Annotated in this window: 20 protein-coding genes; 15 read left to right on the top strand and 5 right to left on the bottom strand. The window is 35.9% G+C overall.

From position 1 onward, the window contains the following. Window positions 1–2 precede the first annotated feature (2 nt). The 4 genes from J4050_RS09935 to J4050_RS09920 are packed head-to-tail and all read left to right on the top strand — an operon-like array spanning window position 3 to window position 3,938. A complete protein-coding gene (locus J4050_RS09935; RefSeq protein ID WP_208154430.1) occupies window positions 3–830 on the top strand; it encodes a prephenate dehydratase in 828 nt (275 codons plus the stop codon). Then, entirely contained in the window at window positions 827–1,969 is a 1,143-nt protein-coding gene (locus tag J4050_RS09930; protein WP_208154429.1) for a pyridoxal phosphate-dependent aminotransferase, read from the top strand. Before J4050_RS09935 ends, J4050_RS09930 begins: the two co-directional genes overlap by 4 nt. 6 nt (window positions 1,970–1,975) lie before the next feature. Next, window positions 1,976–2,827, top strand: coding sequence for a prephenate dehydrogenase (locus J4050_RS09925; RefSeq protein ID WP_208154428.1), 852 nt, complete (start codon window positions 1,976–1,978; stop codon window positions 2,825–2,827). A gap of 28 nt (window positions 2,828–2,855) precedes the next feature. Then, window positions 2,856–3,938, top strand: coding sequence for a bifunctional 3-deoxy-7-phosphoheptulonate synthase/chorismate mutase type II (locus tag J4050_RS09920; RefSeq protein WP_208154427.1), 1,083 nt, complete (start codon window positions 2,856–2,858; stop codon window positions 3,936–3,938). Window positions 3,939–3,973: 35 nt separating this feature from the next. On the opposite strand, the gene J4050_RS09915 is transcribed toward J4050_RS09920, so the two are convergent. Beyond that, window positions 3,974–4,456, bottom strand: coding sequence for a hypothetical protein (locus J4050_RS09915; protein ID WP_208154426.1), 483 nt, complete (start codon window positions 4,454–4,456; stop codon window positions 3,974–3,976). 79 nt (window positions 4,457–4,535) lie between these two features. On the opposite strand from J4050_RS09915, the gene rsgA reads away from it, so the two are divergent. From rsgA to rlmN, 6 genes are all read left to right on the top strand, one after another. After that, window positions 4,536–5,486, top strand: a complete 951-nt coding sequence (gene rsgA, locus J4050_RS09910; protein WP_208154425.1) for a ribosome small subunit-dependent GTPase A — start codon at window positions 4,536–4,538, stop codon at window positions 5,484–5,486. Next, window positions 5,483–5,935 carry a D-aminoacyl-tRNA deacylase gene (gene dtd, locus J4050_RS09905; RefSeq protein ID WP_208154424.1) on the top strand — a complete coding sequence of 151 codons (453 nt, stop codon included), beginning with the start codon at window positions 5,483–5,485 and terminating at the stop codon, window positions 5,933–5,935. Before rsgA ends, dtd begins: the two co-directional genes overlap by 4 nt. Before the next feature lie 46 nt (window positions 5,936–5,981). Then, entirely contained in the window at window positions 5,982–6,308 is a 327-nt protein-coding gene (locus J4050_RS09900) for a nucleotide pyrophosphohydrolase (RefSeq protein WP_208154423.1), read from the top strand. A 27-nt stretch (window positions 6,309–6,335) separates the two neighbouring features. Continuing rightward, complete coding sequence (gene aroA, locus J4050_RS09895) at window positions 6,336–7,562, top strand: 3-phosphoshikimate 1-carboxyvinyltransferase (protein WP_208154422.1); 1,227 nt, start codon at window positions 6,336–6,338, stop codon at window positions 7,560–7,562. Window positions 7,563–7,629: 67 nt separating this feature from the next. Next, window positions 7,630–8,679, top strand: coding sequence for a tRNA preQ1(34) S-adenosylmethionine ribosyltransferase-isomerase QueA (gene queA, locus J4050_RS09890; protein ID WP_208154421.1), 1,050 nt, complete (start codon window positions 7,630–7,632; stop codon window positions 8,677–8,679). Between the two features lie 86 nt (window positions 8,680–8,765). Further along, entirely contained in the window at window positions 8,766–9,806 is a 1,041-nt protein-coding gene (rlmN, locus tag J4050_RS09885) for a dual-specificity RNA methyltransferase RlmN (RefSeq protein WP_208154420.1), read from the top strand. Between the two features lie 41 nt (window positions 9,807–9,847). On the opposite strand, the gene J4050_RS09880 is transcribed toward rlmN, so the two are convergent. After that, window positions 9,848–11,077, bottom strand: a complete 1,230-nt coding sequence (locus tag J4050_RS09880; RefSeq protein WP_208154419.1) for a T9SS type A sorting domain-containing protein — start codon at window positions 11,075–11,077, stop codon at window positions 9,848–9,850. A 179-nt stretch (window positions 11,078–11,256) separates the two neighbouring features. On the opposite strand from J4050_RS09880, the gene J4050_RS09875 reads away from it, so the two are divergent. From J4050_RS09875 to J4050_RS09860, 4 genes are all read left to right on the top strand, one after another. Further along, window positions 11,257–12,234, top strand: a complete 978-nt coding sequence (locus J4050_RS09875; protein WP_208154418.1) for a polyprenyl synthetase family protein — start codon at window positions 11,257–11,259, stop codon at window positions 12,232–12,234. 116 nt (window positions 12,235–12,350) lie between these two features. Further along, complete coding sequence (locus J4050_RS09870; RefSeq protein WP_208154417.1) at window positions 12,351–12,914, top strand: sigma-70 family RNA polymerase sigma factor; 564 nt, start codon at window positions 12,351–12,353, stop codon at window positions 12,912–12,914. After that, entirely contained in the window at window positions 12,901–13,683 is a 783-nt protein-coding gene (locus J4050_RS09865) for a hypothetical protein (protein WP_208154416.1), read from the top strand. Before J4050_RS09870 ends, J4050_RS09865 begins: the two co-directional genes overlap by 14 nt. 30 nt (window positions 13,684–13,713) lie before the next feature. Then, window positions 13,714–14,817: a hypothetical protein gene (locus J4050_RS09860; RefSeq protein ID WP_208154415.1), complete on the top strand. Its 1,104-nt coding sequence runs from the start codon at window positions 13,714–13,716 to the stop codon at window positions 14,815–14,817. 49 nt (window positions 14,818–14,866) lie between these two features. Here J4050_RS09860 and J4050_RS09855 read toward each other — a convergent pair whose 3' ends face one another. Beyond that, window positions 14,867–16,582 carry an amidohydrolase gene (locus J4050_RS09855; RefSeq protein WP_208154414.1) on the bottom strand — a complete coding sequence of 572 codons (1,716 nt, stop codon included), beginning with the start codon at window positions 16,580–16,582 and terminating at the stop codon, window positions 14,867–14,869. A 161-nt stretch (window positions 16,583–16,743) separates the two neighbouring features. On the opposite strand from J4050_RS09855, the gene dnaG reads away from it, so the two are divergent. Then, on the top strand, window positions 16,744–18,723 hold the full coding sequence (gene dnaG / locus J4050_RS09850; RefSeq protein ID WP_208154413.1) for a DNA primase: 1,980 nt from the start codon (window positions 16,744–16,746) through the stop codon (window positions 18,721–18,723). Here dnaG and J4050_RS09845 read toward each other — a convergent pair. Together J4050_RS09845 and nadE are read right to left on the bottom strand one after the other, a co-directional pair. Then, window positions 18,716–19,345, bottom strand: coding sequence for a response regulator transcription factor (locus J4050_RS09845; RefSeq protein WP_208154412.1), 630 nt, complete (start codon window positions 19,343–19,345; stop codon window positions 18,716–18,718). The two genes, dnaG and J4050_RS09845, sit on opposite strands and share 8 nt — an antisense overlap. A 131-nt stretch (window positions 19,346–19,476) precedes the next feature. Further along, window positions 19,477–20,265, bottom strand: coding sequence for an NAD(+) synthase (nadE, locus tag J4050_RS09840; protein ID WP_208154411.1), 789 nt, complete (start codon window positions 20,263–20,265; stop codon window positions 19,477–19,479). Window positions 20,266–20,271: the final 6 nt, after the last annotated feature.

Genomic DNA, 20,271 nt, shown 5'->3' with positions numbered 1-20,271 from the left:
TTATGGGTAAACCAGTGGCAATACAAGGAATAAAAGGATCATTTCATTATCAGGTGGCAAAGGAGTATTTTAATTCTAATCAATCTGTTTTGGAATGTATGTCTTTTGATAGTACTGTAGATAGTCTAATTAATGGAACTTCTGATTATAGCATTATAGCTCTTGAGAATTCTATCGCAGGGTTTATTATTCCTAATTATGCATTGATTGATTCTAATGATTTAGAAATTAGCGGCGAATATTATTTAGATATTCAGCATCATTTAATGGCATTACCAGACCAATCTATTAAAGATATTATTGAAGTTCAATCTCATCCTATGGCATTATTACAATGCAAAACGTTTTTAAAGAGGTTTCCTCATATTAAACTGGTTGAAGCCAAGGATACTGCGGCAATTGCCAAGGATATAAGAGACCAAAATTTAAAAGGGATTGCTGCAATAGCTAGCCAACGTGCGGCAGAGTTGTTTAACCTTGAGATTTTAGGTTACAGTATTCAGTCTATAAAGCATAACGAGACACGCTTTGCAATTGTAAAACGAAAAGGAAATATTGGTAATGCAAGGACCATGGATAAAGCCTCGTTAAAATTTGTATTAGGCCATAAACGTGGCAGTTTGGCAACTATGCTCAATGTGATGAGCGATTGTAAATTGAATCTAACGAAAATACAATCCATCCCAATCATTGATGTGCCTTGGAAGTATGCTTTCTTTGTAGATGTAACTTTTGATAATACAGAAGATTACCTAAAAGCAAAATCAATTTTAATGATTATGGCAGAGCAGTTTAAGGTTTTGGGTGAATATAAAAATGCAAGACTATGATTGATGTAGCAAACAGATTAAAATCAGTTGAAGAATACTACTTCTCCAAAAAATTAAGGGAAGTTGCGTTTTTAAAGTCCCAGGGCAAACCTATTATTAACTTAGGTGTTGGAAGTCCTGATTTAGCGCCACCTTTTAAGGCTACGATGCTACTTCAAGACAGCTTAATTGATGATGGAGCACATAGGTATCAAAGCTATCAAGGTATTCCGGAGTTTAGAGAAGAAATAGCCAATTTCTATAAAAAGCACTACAGGGTCAATCTAAGCTCACAAACAGAAATTTTACCGCTTTTGGGAAGCAAAGAAGGGATAATGCATATTTCAATGGCCTTCTTAAATACAGGAGACGAAGTGCTCATCCCAAATCCCGGATATCCAACCTATTCAGCTGTTACAAAATTACTTGAAGCAGAGCCAGTATTCTATGATTTGTTGGAGGAGAATCAATGGGAGCCAGATTTTATCGCGCTCGAGCGAATGGATTTGAGTAAGGTGAAAATTATGTGGGTTAGTTATCCGCACATGCCCACGGGGGCAAATGCTTCAAATAAGTTTTATGATGAGGTCATTGCTTTTGGAAAGCGTCACAACATTTTAATTGTTAATGACAATCCTTACAGTTTTATTTTAAACAATAGACCAATTAGTATTATGCGTTATAAAAATGCTAAGGATGTCTGTTTAGAATTGAACTCCTTAAGCAAAACCTTCAATATGGCAGGCTGGCGTGTTGGCATGCTTGTTGGTAATTATGATTATGTCAATGCTGTTTTAAAGGTAAAGAGTAATATGGATTCAGGGATGTTCTATGGTATCCAAAAAGGTGCTATAGAAGCCTTAAAATCATCTGATTTGTGGTATGTGAGTTTAAATAGTGTATATCAACAGCGAAGAGAATTGATTTGGAAACTCGCCGACGGACTAAATTGTACGTATGATAAAGACACTTCAGGTCTTTTTGTTTGGGCAAAATTACCACCGCATATAAAATCAGAGGAGTTTACGGATGTCGTTTTAAAGGAGCATTCCATTTTTATTGCTCCAGGAACCGTTTTTGGAAGTAATGGAGAGGGCTATGTGAGATTTTCACTTTGTGCCTCAGAGGATGATATTAATGAAGCCTTAGCTAGGATTTAAAGACATATGAAAAACGTCGTTATTGTTGGTATAGGATTGATAGGAGGAAGTTTTGCGTTGGATTTAAAGCAAAAGTATGCGGCATTGACTATTTATGGTATTGACAAAAATGAACAACATTTAGATGAAGCTGTGAGATTAGGGCTTATCGATGAAAAAGCCACGTTTGAATTCTTGGATAAAGCAGACCTTGTTGTAATGGCTATTCCTGTCGATGCTACTTTAGAAATACTGCCTTTAATTTTAGATGCTATTTCAGACGATACCATCGTATTTGATGTAGGTTCAACCAAAGAAGATATTTGTCTCAGCGTTAAAGATCATCCAAAGCGGAGAAATTTTTTAGCGGCACATCCTATTGCAGGGACTGAGTTTTCAGGGCCGTCTGCTGCTGTAGCAGGTCTCTTTCAAAACAAAACTAATATTATTTGTGAGGTAGAAGAGACGGCTTTTAAACTTCAAGAAATAGCATTAACCGTGTTTAAAGATTTGGGTATGCGCATTCGTTACATGAATCCTAAAGCACATGACAAGCACATTGCTTACGTATCGCACTTATCGCATATTAGTTCATTTATGCTTGGGAAAACGGTAATAGAAAAAGAAAAGAATGAACGCGATATTTTTGATATGGCTGGTAGTGGATTTGAAAGTACAGTGAGATTAGCCAAAAGCTCTCCTGCTATGTGGACACCCATCTTTCGACAAAATAAAACCAATGTTATAGAAACTTTGGAGGAATATATTAGCAACTTAGAGCACTTTAAAAATTTAATAAAAGAAAATGATTTTGACGCAGTATTTAATGAAATGGAATCTACAAATCACATCAAAAAGATTTTAAAGGGAATACAATAAAAATTAGAAAAAGAGATTAAATAGCATTATGGAAAATAAAAAAGAATTGCGTAACTGGTTAGATGCCTTTAATTTAAATCATCCCTTGGTCATTGCTGGTCCCTGTAGTGCCGAGACCGAAGACCAAGTGCTAAAGATTGCACATCAATTAAAGAATAGCGATGCAACAGTCTTTAGAGCAGGTATTTGGAAACCAAGAACACGTCCAGGTAATTTTGAAGGAGTTGGTGCTTTAGGATTAAAATGGTTGCAAAGAGCTAAGGCCGAAACAGGATTGAAGATAACAACTGAGGTGGCCAATCCACACCATGTAGAATTAGCGTTAAAACACGATGTTGATATCCTATGGATTGGTGCCAGGACTACGGTAAGTCCATTTATAGTTCAGGATATTGCTGATGCATTAAAGGGTACAGATAAACCAGTACTTATCAAAAATCCGGTTAATCCAGATTTATCGTTGTGGCTAGGTGCTGTAGAACGCTTTTATAAGGCTGATGTTGCTAATCTTGGAGTTATTCATAGAGGCTTTTCAACCTATGAAAAAACCAGATATAGAAATAATCCAGAGTGGCAAATTGCCATTGATTTGCAAAATCGTTTTCCAGATTTACCATTAATACTAGACCCTTCTCATATTGCTGGACGTAGGGACATTATTTTCGATTTAAGTCAGACCGCTCTAGATCTTAATTATGATGGCTTAATGATAGAAACACATTACGATCCGGATAATGCATGGAGTGATGCTGCACAACAGATTACACCAGATGCTTTAATTAAGTACACAGAAGACTTAAGAATAAGAAAGGAGTCTGGTGACGATGCGGCTTTTAACAATAAGATTAACACTCTACGGACTAAAATAGATGTTATTGATCATCAATTAATAGAGATTTTAGGGAAACGAATGAAAGTTGCAGACGATATTGGGTCTTTAAAAAAGGCACATAATGTGGCTGTTCTTCAGTCTAAGCGATGGAATGAGATTTTAGGTAAGATGATTTTAGAAGGGGAAGAAAAAAATCTAAGCGAAGAGTTTATTCTAAGAATGTTCAAGGCGATTCACCAAGAGTCCATAAATCATCAAGAAGAGATAATTAATCACTAATAAAAAAAGCCTCGATAATTCGAGGCTTTTTTGTTTTATTGTTTATTGCGTTTAAAAAGATAGCGCGTTACAAAAATTCCTTGACCATCTCCTTTACCTGCATCACTCTCTGTGCTACTAGTTACAAATGCCAATTCCCAGCCTTCATCTGACATGGCATTTATCTTTGAAGTAATAACAGCATCGTTAGCTACAATATTCTGAAAACGAATGCCACCGATATTGAAGAAGTTGAGCAACTTGGTCTCTTCAAAGTCTTTGACGCGTATATCACCACGTTTAGATTTGTTTCTTTTATCGTCATCCTTATCACTTGAGCGTTCAGAGGTAAACTCATCATAATCTCTTTTCACGTTAGAAGAAATGAGCCGCGAACGCCCAAGACCATTTGGGATAATCGATTCTACGCTCGTCACCACCTGATATTCAACACCAGTTACTGGCTTATTAGAATTTATAAATGAAAACGACAGGAACCCTGCGATAAAAAGACCGATAAATAAAAAGTTTTGCTTCATTGTATTTGATTTTTGATTATCCATTGAAAATAGGGATTTTTTGTTAAATGTCGTTTCTTTGCTGTTGTAATTAAACGGAATGACGGGAATTGTTTATAAATCTACAGGAAGTTGGTATTTGGTCAAGACCTTGAACGGAAAGTTCTACGAGTGTAGGATTAAAGGAAAGTTCAGGTTAAAAGGAATTAAAAGTACCAATCCTATTGCAGTTGGAGATAGGGTAGAATTTGATTTAGAGACTAAAAATAACACAGAGACAGGTGTCATTAAACGAATTGAAGAACGAAAGAATTATATTATAAGAAAGTCCGTAAAACTATCTAAACAAACCCACATTATTGCTGCCAATATAGATCAGGTATTTTTATTGATTACCTTAAACAATCCGCCAACATTTACAAGCTTTATCGATAGGTTCTTGGTTACGGCAGAAGCATATTCAGTAGATACGGTATTGTTATTTAATAAAATTGATTTATATAGTGAGGAAGACCTATTGGAAATTAAATATTTGCAAAATGTATATCATAAAATAGGGTACCCTACAATTGAGATTTCGGCTGCTACGGGGAAAAACATTGACAAGGTGAAGAGTCTTATGGAAGGCAAGGTGAATATGTTTGCAGGCCATTCAGGTGTTGGTAAATCAACATTGGTCAATGCAATTGAGCCTTCTTTAGACTTAAAGACTAAGGAAATTTCAGAACAGCACCTTCAAGGGCAGCATACCACTACATTTGCAGAAATGTTCGATTTAAGTTTCGACGCCAAGATTATTGATACACCTGGGATTAAAGGTTTTGGAGTAGTTGATATGGAAAAGGAAGAAGTGGGTGATTATTTTCCTGAGTTTTTTAAATTAAAGCAAGATTGTAAATTCAATAACTGCTTGCATATCAAAGAGCCTAAATGTGCCGTAAAAGAGGCCTTGGATAATGATGAGGTCTCCTATTCTAGATATAGAAGTTATCTCCAGATTTTAGAAGGGGAGGAAGAAAACTACAGAACCGATAATTGGGACACGGAATGAAAGTTGTGATTCAAAGGGTTTCTCAAGCATCAGTGGTAATTGACAATAAAATTGTTGGACAAATTGGTACAGGGCTTTTGATATTGTTGGGCATTGTAGAAGAAGATACCACTGAAGATATCGAATGGTTGTGCAAAAAAATCACCAATTTAAGAGTGTTTCCAGATGATAATGGTGTAATGAATAAGTCTGTTCTTCAAATAGATGGAGATATACTTTTAGTTAGTCAATTCACACTTCACGCCAGCACTAAAAAAGGAAATAGACCAAGCTACATTAAGGCAGCCAAACCAGAAATAGCTATTCCGCTATACCATAAATTCACTAAAGGATTGAGCAATGTCTTAAGTAAGGAGATTTCAACTGGTGAGTTTGGTGCAGATATGAAGGTGCAGTTAATTAATGACGGTCCAGTAACAATTATAATTGATACAAAGAATAGAGAATAGTTGATTGGTACTAAATATCAATTAAGAATTCTAAAAAGACAATATAATGAAAATAAAAAACGCGCAGCAAGAGGTAGATAATTGGATAAAAGAGCACGGTGTTCGTTACTTTAATGAATTAACCAATATGGCTCAGCTCACAGAGGAAGTTGGGGAGGTGGCTAGGATTATAGCGCGACGCTATGGTGAGCAAAGTGAAAAAGAAACCGATAAAGATAAAGATCTTGGAGAAGAATTGGCAGATGTAGTATTTGTAGTACTTTGCCTCGCTAATCAAACAGGTATAAATTTGCAAGAGGCTTTTGACAAAAAAATGTTGAAAAAGACCAAACGAGATCACGATAGGCATCATAATAATGATAAATTAAAGTAGTTTTACAGCCTAAACAAGGGATCGCTGATGCATGTGCATATAGAAAAATCTAAACTACTTGGTAACAAGGCCATTCAAATAACCGGGTCTAAGAGTGAATCTAATAGAGCGCTTTTGCTTCAGGCTTTATTTTCTAATATTAACATAAAGAACCTTTCTAATTCAGATGATACTAGTTTGATGAAGAAGGCCTTAGCATCTAACGCTGAGCTTATTGATATTCATCATGCAGGGACGGCCATGCGATTTCTAACGGCTTATTTTGCGGTTCAAGAAAATAGAGAAGTCGTTCTTACGGGTTCTAGCAGAATGAAAGAACGTCCAATTAAGATTTTGGTCGATGCGCTAAGAGCATTGGGTGCTGATATCACTTATCTAGAAAATAATGGTTTTCCACCACTTAAGATAAAAGGAAAACAACTCAACAATAGTAGTGTAGAGCTTAAAGCCAATGTAAGTAGCCAGTACATTTCGGCCTTACTTTTAATTGCACCAGTTTTAGAAAATGGTTTGGTTTTGGAGCTTAAAGGGACAATCACCTCTGTACCTTATATAAAAATGACCCTTAGTCTACTTCGTCAAATAGGTGTTGAAACAAGTTTTAAAAATAAAGTTATAACTATAAAACCAGCAAAACATCCTACACCAAAAACAACAATCGAAGTAGAATCCGATTGGTCATCAGCCTCTTATTTTTACAGTGTAATTGCGCTTAGCGAAATTGGTGCCGAACTACATTTAAAATCATACAAAACAAATTCCATACAAGGCGATGCGGCATTGGCTCATATTTATGAAGAATTTGGAGTTGAAACAGAATACACTAAAAATGGAATTCAACTAAGAAAAACAACGGACGTTCTCGAAAGAACGAATATTAACTTAGATTTAAGCCATGCGCCAGATATTGCCCAGACCATTGTGGTTACTGCATTTGGGTTACATTTAGAAGCAAATCTCACAGGGCTACATACCTTAAAAATTAAGGAAACAGATCGTCTTTTAGCTTTGCAAACGGAATTGGGTAAACTTGGTGCAGATGTCGAAGTTACTGAAAACAGTCTTAAACTTAAGGCTTCTAAACGGATTGAGCCAAATATAGCTATTGCAACATATAATGATCATCGTATGGCTATGGCTTTTGCACCCTTAGCTCTCAAAACTACAATAACCATCGAAGATTCTGATGTGGTGAGTAAATCCTATCCAAATTTTTGGCAAGATTTGAAATCTCTTGGCTTCAATTTAAAATAAACCCCTCATTTACTTGACAAGGCCTAGCTTGAGGTTGTATATTTGCCACTTCAAAAAATAAGAGCAAATGAAATTATCACACTTTAACTTCGATCTTCCACCAGAGTTATTAGCAGAACATCCAGCAGAGCATAGGGATGAATCACGTCTAATGGTTTTAGATAGAGAGAAACAAACCATTGAGCACAAATTATTCAAGGATGTCATCGATTATTTTGATGAAGGTGATGTGATGATTTTAAACAACACCAAGGTTTTTCCAGCACGCTTGTATGGCAACAAAGAAAAGACGGGAGCACGTATTGAGGTCTTCTTATTAAGAGAATTGAACCAAGATCAACGTCTCTGGGATGTACTTGTAGATCCTGCGCGTAAAATTAGAATTGGCAATAAATTATATTTCGGTGAAGACGAAACTTTAGTAGCTGAGGTTATTGACAATACAACGTCTCGAGGAAGAACACTACGTTTCTTATATGATGGGTCTTACATTGATTTTAGGAGAAAACTGACAGAACTTGGAGAGACACCACTTCCAAAATATATTAAGCGCGATGTTGAGCCAGAAGATGAAGATCGTTACCAAACTATTTTCGCTAAAAACGAAGGGGCTGTAGCTGCACCAACTGCCGGACTCCACTTTTCAAAGCACTTACTTAAAAGATTGGAGATTAAAGGTGTTGAAATGGCGGAGGTTACTTTGCATGTTGGGTTGGGAACTTTTAATCCGGTTGAGGTAGAAGACTTATCTAAGCATAAGATGGATAGTGAAGAGATAACAATAGACCAAAGAGCTGCAGATATCGTAAATAAAGGTATTGAAAATAAGAAGAGAGTGTGCGCTGTTGGAACGACCTCAATGAGAACCATTGAAAGTTCTGTGTCTTCTAGTGGTAGGCTAAATCCTTATGAGGGATGGACCAATAAATTTATTTTTCCACCTTATGAATTTAGCATTGCCAATAGTATGATTACTAATTTTCATACGCCCAAGTCTACGCTGTTAATGATGATTTCTGCATTTGCTGGTCATGAATTCGCAAAGCATGCTTATGAGGTTGCAGTAAAAGAAAAATATAGATTCTATTCCTATGGCGATGCCATGTTGATAATTTAAATTACAATTTCAATATCTTAACAGCCTCCTTATTATGGAGGCTGTTTTGTTTAGGTAAAGATTTATAATCCTTAATTTTGCCATCTATGGCTAGTACCAAAAAAGATATTAGAGCATTAACAAAAAATCAATTAAGAACATTTTTTGTTGAACAAGGCGATAAAGCCTTTCGTGGTAACCAAGTCTACGAATGGTTATGGAAAAAGTCTGCTCACAGTTTTGAGGATATGACAAATATATCCCTTGAAACAAGATTTATGTTAGAGGAGAATTTTGTTATTAATCATATTAAAGTTGATCAGATGCAGCGCAGCTCTGATGGAACCATTAAAAATGCCGTGCAATTACATGATGGATTAATTGTGGAGTCTGTTTTAATTCCAACCTCTACACGCACTACGGCATGCGTGTCTTCACAGGTAGGCTGTAGTTTAGATTGTAAGTTCTGTGCAACTTCGCGTTTAAAACGAATGCGTAATCTAAATCCAGATGAAATATACGATCAGGTTGTGGCCATTGATAATGAAAGTCGCTTGTATTACGATAGGCCTTTAAGTAATATTGTGTTTATGGGCATGGGAGAGCCTCTTATGAACTACAATAACGTTTTAAAGGCTATTGATAAAATTACATCACCTGAGGGTTTGGGTATGTCTCCAAAGCGGATAGTGGTTTCTACATCTGGAGTGCCTAAAATGATAAGAAAACTTGCCGATGACAGGGTAAGGTTTAAATTGGCAGTCTCGCTACACTCTGCTATAGATGAGGTCAGGACGTCCATTATGCCATTTAATGCTACCTTCCCTTTAAAAGAGTTGAGGTCTGCATTAGAATATTGGTATGAAAAAACAAAGAATAGAATTACTTACGAGTATGTGGTTTGGGAAGGAATTAACGATAAGCGCAAAGACGTTGACGCGCTTGTGGAGTTCTGTAAATTTGCACCGAGTAAAGTCAACCTTATTGAATACAATCCTATTGACGATGGCGAGTTTCAGCAAGCAAGCTCAAAGGCCATAGACATGTATCAAGCAGTCCTAGAAGCCAACCATATTACGGTAACGGTAAGGCGCAGTAGGGGTAAAGATATTGATGCTGCCTGCGGTCAACTGGCCAACAAAGCATAAAAAAAGCGGCAAATAGCCGCTTTTTTATTGAAGTAGTTTATTTAATTTTTAATAAACTTGAATGTTTCTACACTTCCATTAATGGTAACTTTTGTTAAATAGATGCCATCAACAAGATTACTGACGTTTATTTCCTCTGCGGATCTAGATAAATCTCTGGTTAAAACATTTTGCCCAAGTAATGAAAAAATTTCAATTCCATCAAATGCTAATTCTGGAGAATCTAAATTTAACGTTTGTTCATTCTTATTGTAGTGATGACTAAAAGATTCTATATTAAAATCATTAATACTTAATGTAGACTCTAAAATCGAATCAAAAAGTAAGATAAAACCACCTCCGGAAAGACCAAAAGAACGATAGGCAATATAATATGTTCCTGATGCAGTTGGAGTAAAGGTATCAACTTCCTGATATGCATTGATCTCTAGGGTTGCAAAATCTCCCTGTGTAGTAAAGTTGATATTAGAAAATAGGGTTGCAACTACATTGGCTGTTGAAGATGGTGCGTCAACTATAAATGCCTCAAGACTACCGGTAGCCGTGCCCGAAATGATATTGTAAGCAGATCTTAATTCATATTCAGTCCCTCCTGTTAGAGATAGGCCTGGGCTGAACATCCAATCATTAACATTTAATCCTGTTGCTCCGCCCATTGAATTTGTAGCGAAAGTTTCTGGAATAGTATCACCGTCTAAATCTAAATCTTGCTGAGTAATCCAGTCAAAACCATTAGCATCTGCATCTTCTACAGTGAAGCACCCTAAAAATTGAATATTATTGTCATAAAGTTCATTGTAGGGAAGACCATAAACTCCACAATCAAAAGTAGATTCAGTTAATAAAAAATCAAATCCAGCAGAGCTCCATTGGTCATCCCATGCAATATAATATGGCGTTCCGGCTGAAGCTACGAATGTTAAATCAGTTAAGAAGTTAGTGTTGGATACATCATCTGCACCTTCAAAACAAGTTAAAGCCCCACAAGTCCCTGTATAAATATGCAGCCTCGTATCACCACCAGCATTAGCAGGGAGGTCTGAAGTAATATTTACAACGACATCCGACGTAGGTGTGTAGATATACCATTCTCCAAAATCTCTTGGGTCAAGGCCTGCATTTGGCGCACAGTCTGGGTTTGGAAGGTCACCATCTATCGTTCCTACGGTAGTGGTTCCAGGACCAACAACTACAGCTGTAGCACAGGTGTTTTGTGCATAGTTAAAATTAAAAGCTATAAAAGCTAAAAATAAAAAAGTAATTTTTTTCATAAGTTGAGCGTTTAATGATTAATTAATTGAGTATAAGGTACAAATAAAATGTTTTGTTGTAAAACGATGTTTGAATTTTAAGAAATACGCAATTCTCACGGGCAATATTTGTAATTTTACAATTCAGTATAAACAAATTGATAAATCTTTGATCAATTCTTAGCCTTTAGAATTAGTACGTGAAAATCACTGAACAGATAAAACAGCCTATAGCTTATGAGATGGAACTTTTTGAAAAGAAGTTTCGGCTCTCTATGGCGAGCAAGGTGGCATTGCTTAATCGCATAACGCATTATATTGTTAATAGAAAAGGCAAGCAAATGCGCCCCATGTTTGTGTTTCTAGTAGCTAAGATGCTGAACAACGGAGAAGTTAGCGAGCGCACATATCGTGGTGCTTCGGTAATAGAATTAATTCACACAGCAACTTTAGTGCATGATGATGTCGTAGATGATAGTAACCGAAGACGCGGCTTCTTTTCTGTCAATGCGCTTTGGAAAAATAAAATTGCAGTACTCATAGGAGATTTTTTATTATCAAAAGGGTTACTTCTATCTATTGACAATAATGATTTCGACCTTCTTAAAATAATATCAGTGGCGGTGCGAGAAATGAGCGAGGGCGAATTGCTACAAATTGAAAAAGCGCGTCAGTTAGATATAACAGAGGAGGTATATTACGATATTATTAGGCAAAAAACGGCAACACTTATTGCTGCTTGTTGTAGTTTGGGAGCGGCCTCAGTAAAACCTAATTCAGCAGAAATAGAAACTATGCGCAGATTTGGGGAGCTTATAGGTATGGCCTTTCAAATTAAAGACGATCTTTTTGACTATGGCGAACAAAAGATTGGCAAACCAACAGGTATTGACATTAAAGAACAAAAAATGACTTTACCTTTAATTTATGCGCTTAACAATTGCTCAAAAAAAGAAAAAGCTTGGCTTATTAATTCAATCAAGAACTACAATAAGGACAAGAACAGGGTTAAAGAGGTAATCGCCTTTGTTAAGGCTAATGGAGGGTTAGAATATGCCGTAAAAAAAATGATTTCCTTCCAAGATGAAGCCTTAAAGTTACTATCAAACTACCCAGATTCGCCATATAAGGCCTCCTTAAAGCTCATGGTAGAGTATGTAATTGAAAGAAAAAAATAATACAATTATCTGAAAATCAGTTGATTGTAAAATTTTTTTATTTTTTTTGATAATCCATACAACCCTTTTTAGAGAAAATGCGTCTATATTAATAGAAACCCTCTTTTATACGAATAGTGAAAGTTATTCAACTTCATAAAAACGAAACAAAACTCATTAAGAGAGCGATTAAGAAAAATCGAGAAGCTCAGCACCTGCTTTTTGAAATACACGCTCCCAAGATGTTAAGTGTTTGCAGATATTATATAAAAGATGTACATAGCGCTGAAGAGGTTATGCTTAATGGTTTTTTTAAGGTTTTTAAACACCTTAAAAGTTTTAAGAATGAAGGTAGTTTTGAAGGCTGGATACGGCGAATTATGGTCAGGGAGGCTATTTCTTTTTTAAGAAAGAAGAAACCAATTGAGTTCACAACAGATATAGAGTACTTCGAGGAAAACTTTTCTTATACCATAGAGAGTAATCTGGCCGTAGCAGAATTACAACAGTTAATAGATAGTTTACCAGAAGGTTATAAAATGGTGTTTGTTATGTATGCCATAGAAGGCTATAAGCACCATGAAATTGCAGATTTGCTAAAAGTTTCTGAAGGAACATCTAAATCGCAATTATTTAAGGCAAGACAGATGTTACAAAAAAAGATTAAAGAACTAAATAGTAGTAGTTATGGCACCAATTAAGTTTGAGGAAAAAATAAAAGATAAATTAGAACAACGCTCAGTATCGCCATCAACTGATGCTTGGTCTAAGCTTGCTCAACGCTTGGATGACGATGCTACATCAAAGCAAGCTAATATCTTTTGGTGGATAGGTATTGCGGCCGGTATTGTAATAATGTTAGCAATAACCATTCAAATTTTTGGTAATGATACTACTGAGAAGGTAATGCCTCAAGTCGTTGAAGAACCGTTAAAAGAAGACAACACAAATGCTTTAGATATTACAAGTAAGGATAGGAAGTCCCAAATACAATTGGTAAATGAACCAACTACTCAAAGAGGAAGTGAAGAAGAGCCGGAATCAATTAGAACTGAAGCACAGAAATCTCTTAAGGCAAACAAACCAGGATATAGTGCCAATACTCAACTTGCTTTATTAGAAAATAAATCCAAAGAGGATAAAAGTAAACAAGATGTCACCACTAAAGAAATCGAGAACACAACAGCCGAGATTTCTATAAGCAAAGAAGGCGTTGCTGTAGTTTTAAAGGAATTGAATACCTCTTTAGAAAAGGATTTAGATAGAGAGGTGGACTCGCTTCTGAAATTGGCAAGCAAGGAATTATTTAAGAACCAACTTAAAAAACAGGCTACAAAAACTGTTGATGCAAAGGCCTTGTTAGAGAGTGTACAAGAAGACATGGGACAATCCTTTAGGACTAAAATCTTCGAAGCTTTAAAAGATAGCTATAAAACAGTAAGAACAGCTGTAGCAGAACACAATAATTAAATCAAATAAATCATCTAAAAACGAACAGTTATGAACACAATTACACGATTATTAGTACCCTTTGTCATATGCTTTGCTGTAGGCAGTATTAATGCGCAAGAGACAGAAAAAGACTCTATTGTTAACTCCTCGAAGCCAGAGAAACAAATGGAAATCAAAAAACTTCAAGAATCAAAAAAAGATATTGAAAACGAAGAGCGTGAGTTATTAAGGTCTGATATAGAATTAATCAACAAAAGACTAGATAATGGTAAAATTACAGCAGCAGAAGCAGAGAAATTAAAGAAAGATGCCGCAAAAAAAAGAGCAGCAAACATAGAAAACAGATTACAGATAATAGACAGTAAAATTGCCTTAATGGAAAGAAATGGTGTCTATTATAAAGGAAATGATGAAGGGGATCGATTAATTATTAGAATTGGAGGTGATGACGAAACGAGTGAGAGTATAATATATATAGGTGAAGAAGATTATGATAAGCCTAAGAAATATGATAGAAGAACTGTTGAGGAAAGTGTTTTTGCTATTGGGTTTAATAATACCTTGATAGATGGTCAGAGTCTTGACGATTCGCCCTATAAGTTAGGCGGGTCTGGTTTTGTAGAATGGGGTTTTTCTTGGAAAACAAGACTTTTAAATAACTCTAATTTTTTAAGATTTAAATATGGCCTTTCTATTCAATGGAATAAGCTTGATATTAAAGACAACAACTATTTTGTTAATAATAATGATATTATTGAGTTGCAAGAATTTCCCCAGGAATTGGATAAGGCCAAATTTAGAGCAACAAATATTGTAATTCCTCTACACTTTGAATTTGGGCCATCAAAAAAAATAGAACGGGATAACTATTTTAGGTATTCTACAAGGAGACAATTTAAAATTGGTTTGGGAGGTTATGCTGGTTTAAATGTCTGGAATATGCAAAAACTTAAGTATAAGGATGATGGTAATCGTGTTAAAAATAAACAACGAGGAGGTTATGAAGTCAGCGAGTTTATTTATGGTTTAAGTGGTTATGTTGGGATAGGCGATATAGCGCTTTATGTAAAATATGATTTAAATCCACTATTTAAGAACCAAATGGTGGATCAAAATAATATTTCATTCGGTGTACGTTTCGATATAGACTAAATCAATTAAATTTTTTGAAAGGCCTTAATCAATGAAGATTAAGGCTTTTCTATTGTTTTTTATAAATTGATTGGCCATCTTTAATGGTTTCAACCACCTGTATGTCTTTAATAGCATCAGGTTCCACCTTAAGCGGGTTTGCATCTAGGATAACTAAATCTGCTATTTTTCCTGTCTCCAGCGTTCCCTTTTTATCTTCTTCAAAATGTTGATAGGCGCTCCATATCGTAATGGCCTTAAGTGCTTCATAAGGGCTTAGACGTTCGCCTTCTCCAATAATCTTACCTGAACGCGATGTTCGGTTAACCGCAGTCCAGATCACACGCATTAAGTTGGGAAGTGCTACAGGTGCATCTGTATGAATTGTAATATTTAACCCTTTATTTAATGCTGTTTTTACAGGGCTAATCCTATTACCTAATGAATCGCCAATAATTTGCTTGTGCCAATCACCCCAATAAAAAGTATGCAGCGGGAAAAGTGATGCCACGACACCAAGTTCTTTAAAACTATCTAATTGGTCTTCTCTAATATATTGGCCGTGGATTAAAACATTTCGTCTATCCTGGTTACCGTATTTGTCGGACATAATTTTTTGAGTTCTTATCATCTGGTCCATTGCAGCATCGCCATTAGCATGGGTAAGAATTTGCCAATTATTTTTAAACCCTTTTTCGTAAATATCCAAAAGGTCTTGGTCGCTAGGTATTGCAGGGTAGCCGCTGTATTGTTTGTCTGCTCCGTCGGGTGGCAATAAATAGGGTTGAGTTCGCCAGGCAGTACGTCCTTGTGGTGACCCGTCAAGTGTAACCTTCATGCCTCCGATACGATATCTGTTTTGATATTCTGGCGAATACCATTTGGAGTCCATGTACTTATCAACAAACAAATAGTCTATATAACTCACAACATCAATCTCAATGAGGTTGCTGTCCGCTAGTTTTGCTAAAAGTTCATGATTTTGCATGGTTCGCCCATCTTGTGCTGTGGTATAGCCGTAAGACTTGGCCATGTCTTGGCCAGCCAGGAAAAACTTGAGATTAGCTTCGTCAGTCTTGGGCATTAAACCATCCATCATATATGGAATTGCAGCAAGTTCCTCTAAAACACCATTAGGTTCACTAGAGTTTGGTTCTCTGCGAATAATACCACCTTCAGGGTCCTTAGTTGTTTTATTGATACCAAGCTTTTCTAGTCCCTTAGAATTTACAACTGCAAAATGTCCAGAAATATGAATAATCATTATCGGGTGCTCCGTGCTCACTTGGTCTAAATCATGTTTGGTCGGGAAGCGCTTTTCTTCTAAAACAGAATCGTCGAATCCTGTTCCGAAAACCCAGCCTGTTAGAACTCTATTTTCTGGTGTATTCCATTCTTTCAAGATTTCAATCAAGGCTGGTATGTTGTCCGAATTGCCATCTGGTGAAGGTAGTAACAGTGCTCCAATAGCTTGTGAAGAGAAATTGGAGAAATGGGCATGTCCATCTATGAAGCCAGGAACCATAGTTTTGCCGTCTAAATCAACCATATGGTGACCTGCGCCTGCAATTTCCATGGCCTTAGAGCTCGGTCCTAGATATGCAATTTTTCCCTCCTTAACTACCAAGGCTTCAATATATTCTGGAGATTCTCCCTTCATGGTAAGTATATCTCCGCCGTAATAGACGGTGGCCTTACTTTCTTTATCCGCAGTGTTATTAGGGTCTTCGTTTTTACAGGAAAAAATAGTAACTGAAAAAAATACGAAAAAAATGAGTTGTTTCATGGTTAGGATGTTAATTGTTATAAAGATATTAATTATGACTAAATTAAATTAGTTTTGTTCTTTGTCTTTTAGAACTGAAGACTATTAAATGGAAAATCCTTGTTGATTTAACTTCTGCTATAAGTTTTATAACTTTACACATATAAAATTCACCTTAAAAATTGATATCACAAAATACCATATCCCAAGTTTTTGAAACCGCTCGTGTTGAGGAGGTTATTGGCGATTTTGTGCAGTTAAAACGAGCTGGCAGCAATTTTAAAGGGCTTAGTCCATTTAGTGATGAGCGTACACCTAGTTTTATGGTGTCACCTTCAAAGCAAATTTGGAAAGATTTTTCCTCAGGTAAAGGAGGTAATGCAGTGACATTTCTCATGGAACACGAGCATTTCACTTATCCTGAAGCTATTAGGTATTTGGCTAAAAAGTACAATATTGAAATTGAAGAGACTGAACAAACAGACGAAGAAAAGGCGAAAATAGACGCAAGAGAAAGTCTTTATCTCGTATCAGAGTATGCTAATTCGTATTTTCAAAAGATACTTCACTCCACTGACCAGGGAAAGGCCATAGGTTTAAGTTATTTTAAAGAGCGTGGATTTACTGATGAGATTATAAAAAAGTTTCAATTAGGGTATTCTCTAGATCAGTGGCAGGCTTTTACCGATGATGCTTTAGGAAAAGGATATAAATTGGAATTTCTCGAAAAAACTGGTCTTACCATTGTAAAGGAAGATAAGCGTTTTGATCGATTTAAGGGTAGAGTTATGTTTCCAATTCACAGCATGAGCGGTCGCGTTTTGGGTTTTGGTGGACGTATTTTAACTAATGATAAAAAAGCGGCAAAATATCTTAATTCGCCAGAGAGTGATATTTACCATAAAAGCAAGGTACTCTATGGACTTTATTTTGCAAAACAAACTATAGCTAAAGAAAACAACTGTTACCTGGTTGAGGGTTATACAGACGTTATTCAATTCTATCAAACCGGTGTTAAAAATGTTGTGTCGTCTTCTGGTACAGCATTAACGCCCGAACAAATACGATTGATAAATAGACTTACCGCTAATATTACCGTTTTATTTGATGGTGATGCTGCTGGGTTGAGAGCTTCGCTTAGAGGAATAGATCTTATATTAGAACAAGGTATGAATGTGAAGGTCTGCACCTTTCCGGACGGTGAAGATCCCGATAGTTTTGCAAAGTCTAATTCACTTGCGGAACTACAAGATTATTTAGATGCCAATGCAAAAGACTTCATTCAATTTAAAGCGTCTATCCTGGTTGAAGAAGCCAATAACGATCCTATTAAGAAAGCAGAAACCATTAGGGATATTGTAAATAGTATTTCTAAAATTCCAGATGCCATAAAGCAAGAAGTCTATATCCAAGAGTGTGCGCAAATCATGGATATCAGTGAGAATGTATTGTTTAGTACCCTGGCGCAAATCTCTAAAAAAGACTTTCAAGAGGCTAATAAAAACTACAAGAAAGAGCAACGAGCCTTTGACGTAGTAAGAAATTCAGGGGAAACCAAACAAAAAATTGATGTACAATTTGAACTCGAAAGGAAAATTATTGAAATATTGATGCTCTATGGTAATAGAGAGGAGGTTTTTGAAGATCTTATTTTAAAAGAAGATGATATTTCTGGAGATCTACTTTTAGAGCCCGTAAAGCAAGAAGCAAAAGTATTTGAGAAGATATATTTGGATCTTCAGGAGGATGAGATGCAATTCTCAAATGAGGGTTTTAAGACCTTGTATTATTCCCTTATTGATCAGCTGCATCAAAAAGAGGATTTTTCTACAAAAGATTTTATCAACCAGTTAGGTCAAGACTTAGCAAGTACGGTAACAAGTATTTTGATGGAGGATGAAAAGTATAACCTCCACGATTGGCATCGAAATAACATCATTCCTAAAGTAAAGGACGATACGGTTTCTCAATTGGTAAGTCAAACCATTTTAAGTTTAAGGTGTTATCTTATAGATAGAAAAGTTGCGGAATACAAGAACCAAACCTTAAAACCAGATTTAGATTCTACAACTATTATAGAAGATGTTAAAGACTATCTTGGGTTAAAAATGTTATTGTCTCGTAAACTTGGAAAAGTAGTTGGAGGCTATAACGTTAAGTAAGGTTATGATGTTTAGCCTGATGAATTAAATCTACAATATTATTAACATTTAATTTTTTGAACAATCGAGCTTTGTAGGTGCTAACTGTTTTTTCGTTAATATCTAGTTCCTCGGCAATTTCTTTGTTCTTCCGTCCAATAGAAAGTAGTTTTAAAACCTCTACCTCGCGTGTAGATAGTTTTTTAAACATACGGCTTCGGCTTTTTCTTGTATCTTCATACCTGTAATGCTTATCCATTTTTTCGCTCAAGGAAACCTCTCCATTATTAATCTTTCTAACTGCTGCTTCTATATCGTCTAAACTGGCTGTTTTATTGAGATACCCAGACGCTCCGGCCTTTAGGGTGCTTATAGCATATATTTCTTCAGGCTGGTGGCTCAAAATTAATACATGGATATTTTTATTTTCCTTTTTTATAGCTCTTAATGCCGTAATTCCATTGAGTTCAGGTAAATCTATTTCGGATATAATGACATCAACAGGATGCCGCCTTACAAATTCAAAAATCTCAATGCCGCTTCTTAGGCTGCCAACAATTTTAAAGTCTGGTTTGTTATTAAAATAAAGCTCTAATCCTTTACGGACAATAGGGTGACTATCAACTATCAAAATTTGTATCATGATATTCGATTTTGTGTGGTTAGGGTTAATAAATTTGTACTACAACAGAAGTAGTTTAATAAGAAGATTCGTTAAACAAAAATAATCAAAAATCCAACAGGAATAGCTTTTTTTTTGATAAAATGTAAGAATTATTTTAAATTTTTAGGAATATCGCAAATTGGTATAGGAATCATTTTATGTTTGTTTGACGTGTTGTATTTTGTAAAGATTTCAAATACCTCTTTCTGTCTTCCAGAGAAATCCTTAGCAGTTTTACCTTGGTCATTCATCAACATAGCCCATTCTAACTCTGGGTAAGAAGCACCAATTTGATCCTCATCACTTCTTGCATCTCCAAACAACCCGTCGCTAGGAGCAGCGTCCATTATTGTTTGAGGCACTTTGAGAGACTTGCCCAAAGCGTAAACTTCAGATTTTAAAAGATCTGCAATAGGACTTAAATCTACGCCACCGTCGCCATATTTGGTATAAAAACCAACACCAAAATCTTCTACCTTATTTCCTGTGCCAGCCACTAAGCGTCCTAACAAACCTGCATGGTAATACAATGTGGTCATTCTTAGTCTTGCTCTCGTATTTGCTAAGGCCATGTCTACGGTAGCTTCATTACCCTCGAGGCTGACTTCCGTTTTAAATTCTTCGAATACAGGCGTGAGGTCAACCCTTATACCAGAGACATTAGAATAGCGTTCTTTTAATTGAGCAATATGCTCTTGTGCACGAGAAACATGGCTTTTTGCTTGATGAATAGGCATTTCCAAACACAAAACATCTAATCCTGTTTCTGCGCACAGGGTCGAAGTTACTGCAGAATCTATGCCGCCCGATACACCAACAACAAAACCATTAACCTTGGCATGTATTGCATAGTCTTTTAGCCAATTTACGATATGATTTACAACTTTTTCGGTTTGCATAATATG

The sequence above is a fragment of the Winogradskyella pelagia genome (assembly GCF_017581965.1).
Classification (GTDB): domain Bacteria; phylum Bacteroidota; class Bacteroidia; order Flavobacteriales; family Flavobacteriaceae; genus Winogradskyella; species Winogradskyella pelagia.
This window is presented reverse-complemented; position numbering and strand designations above follow the sequence as displayed.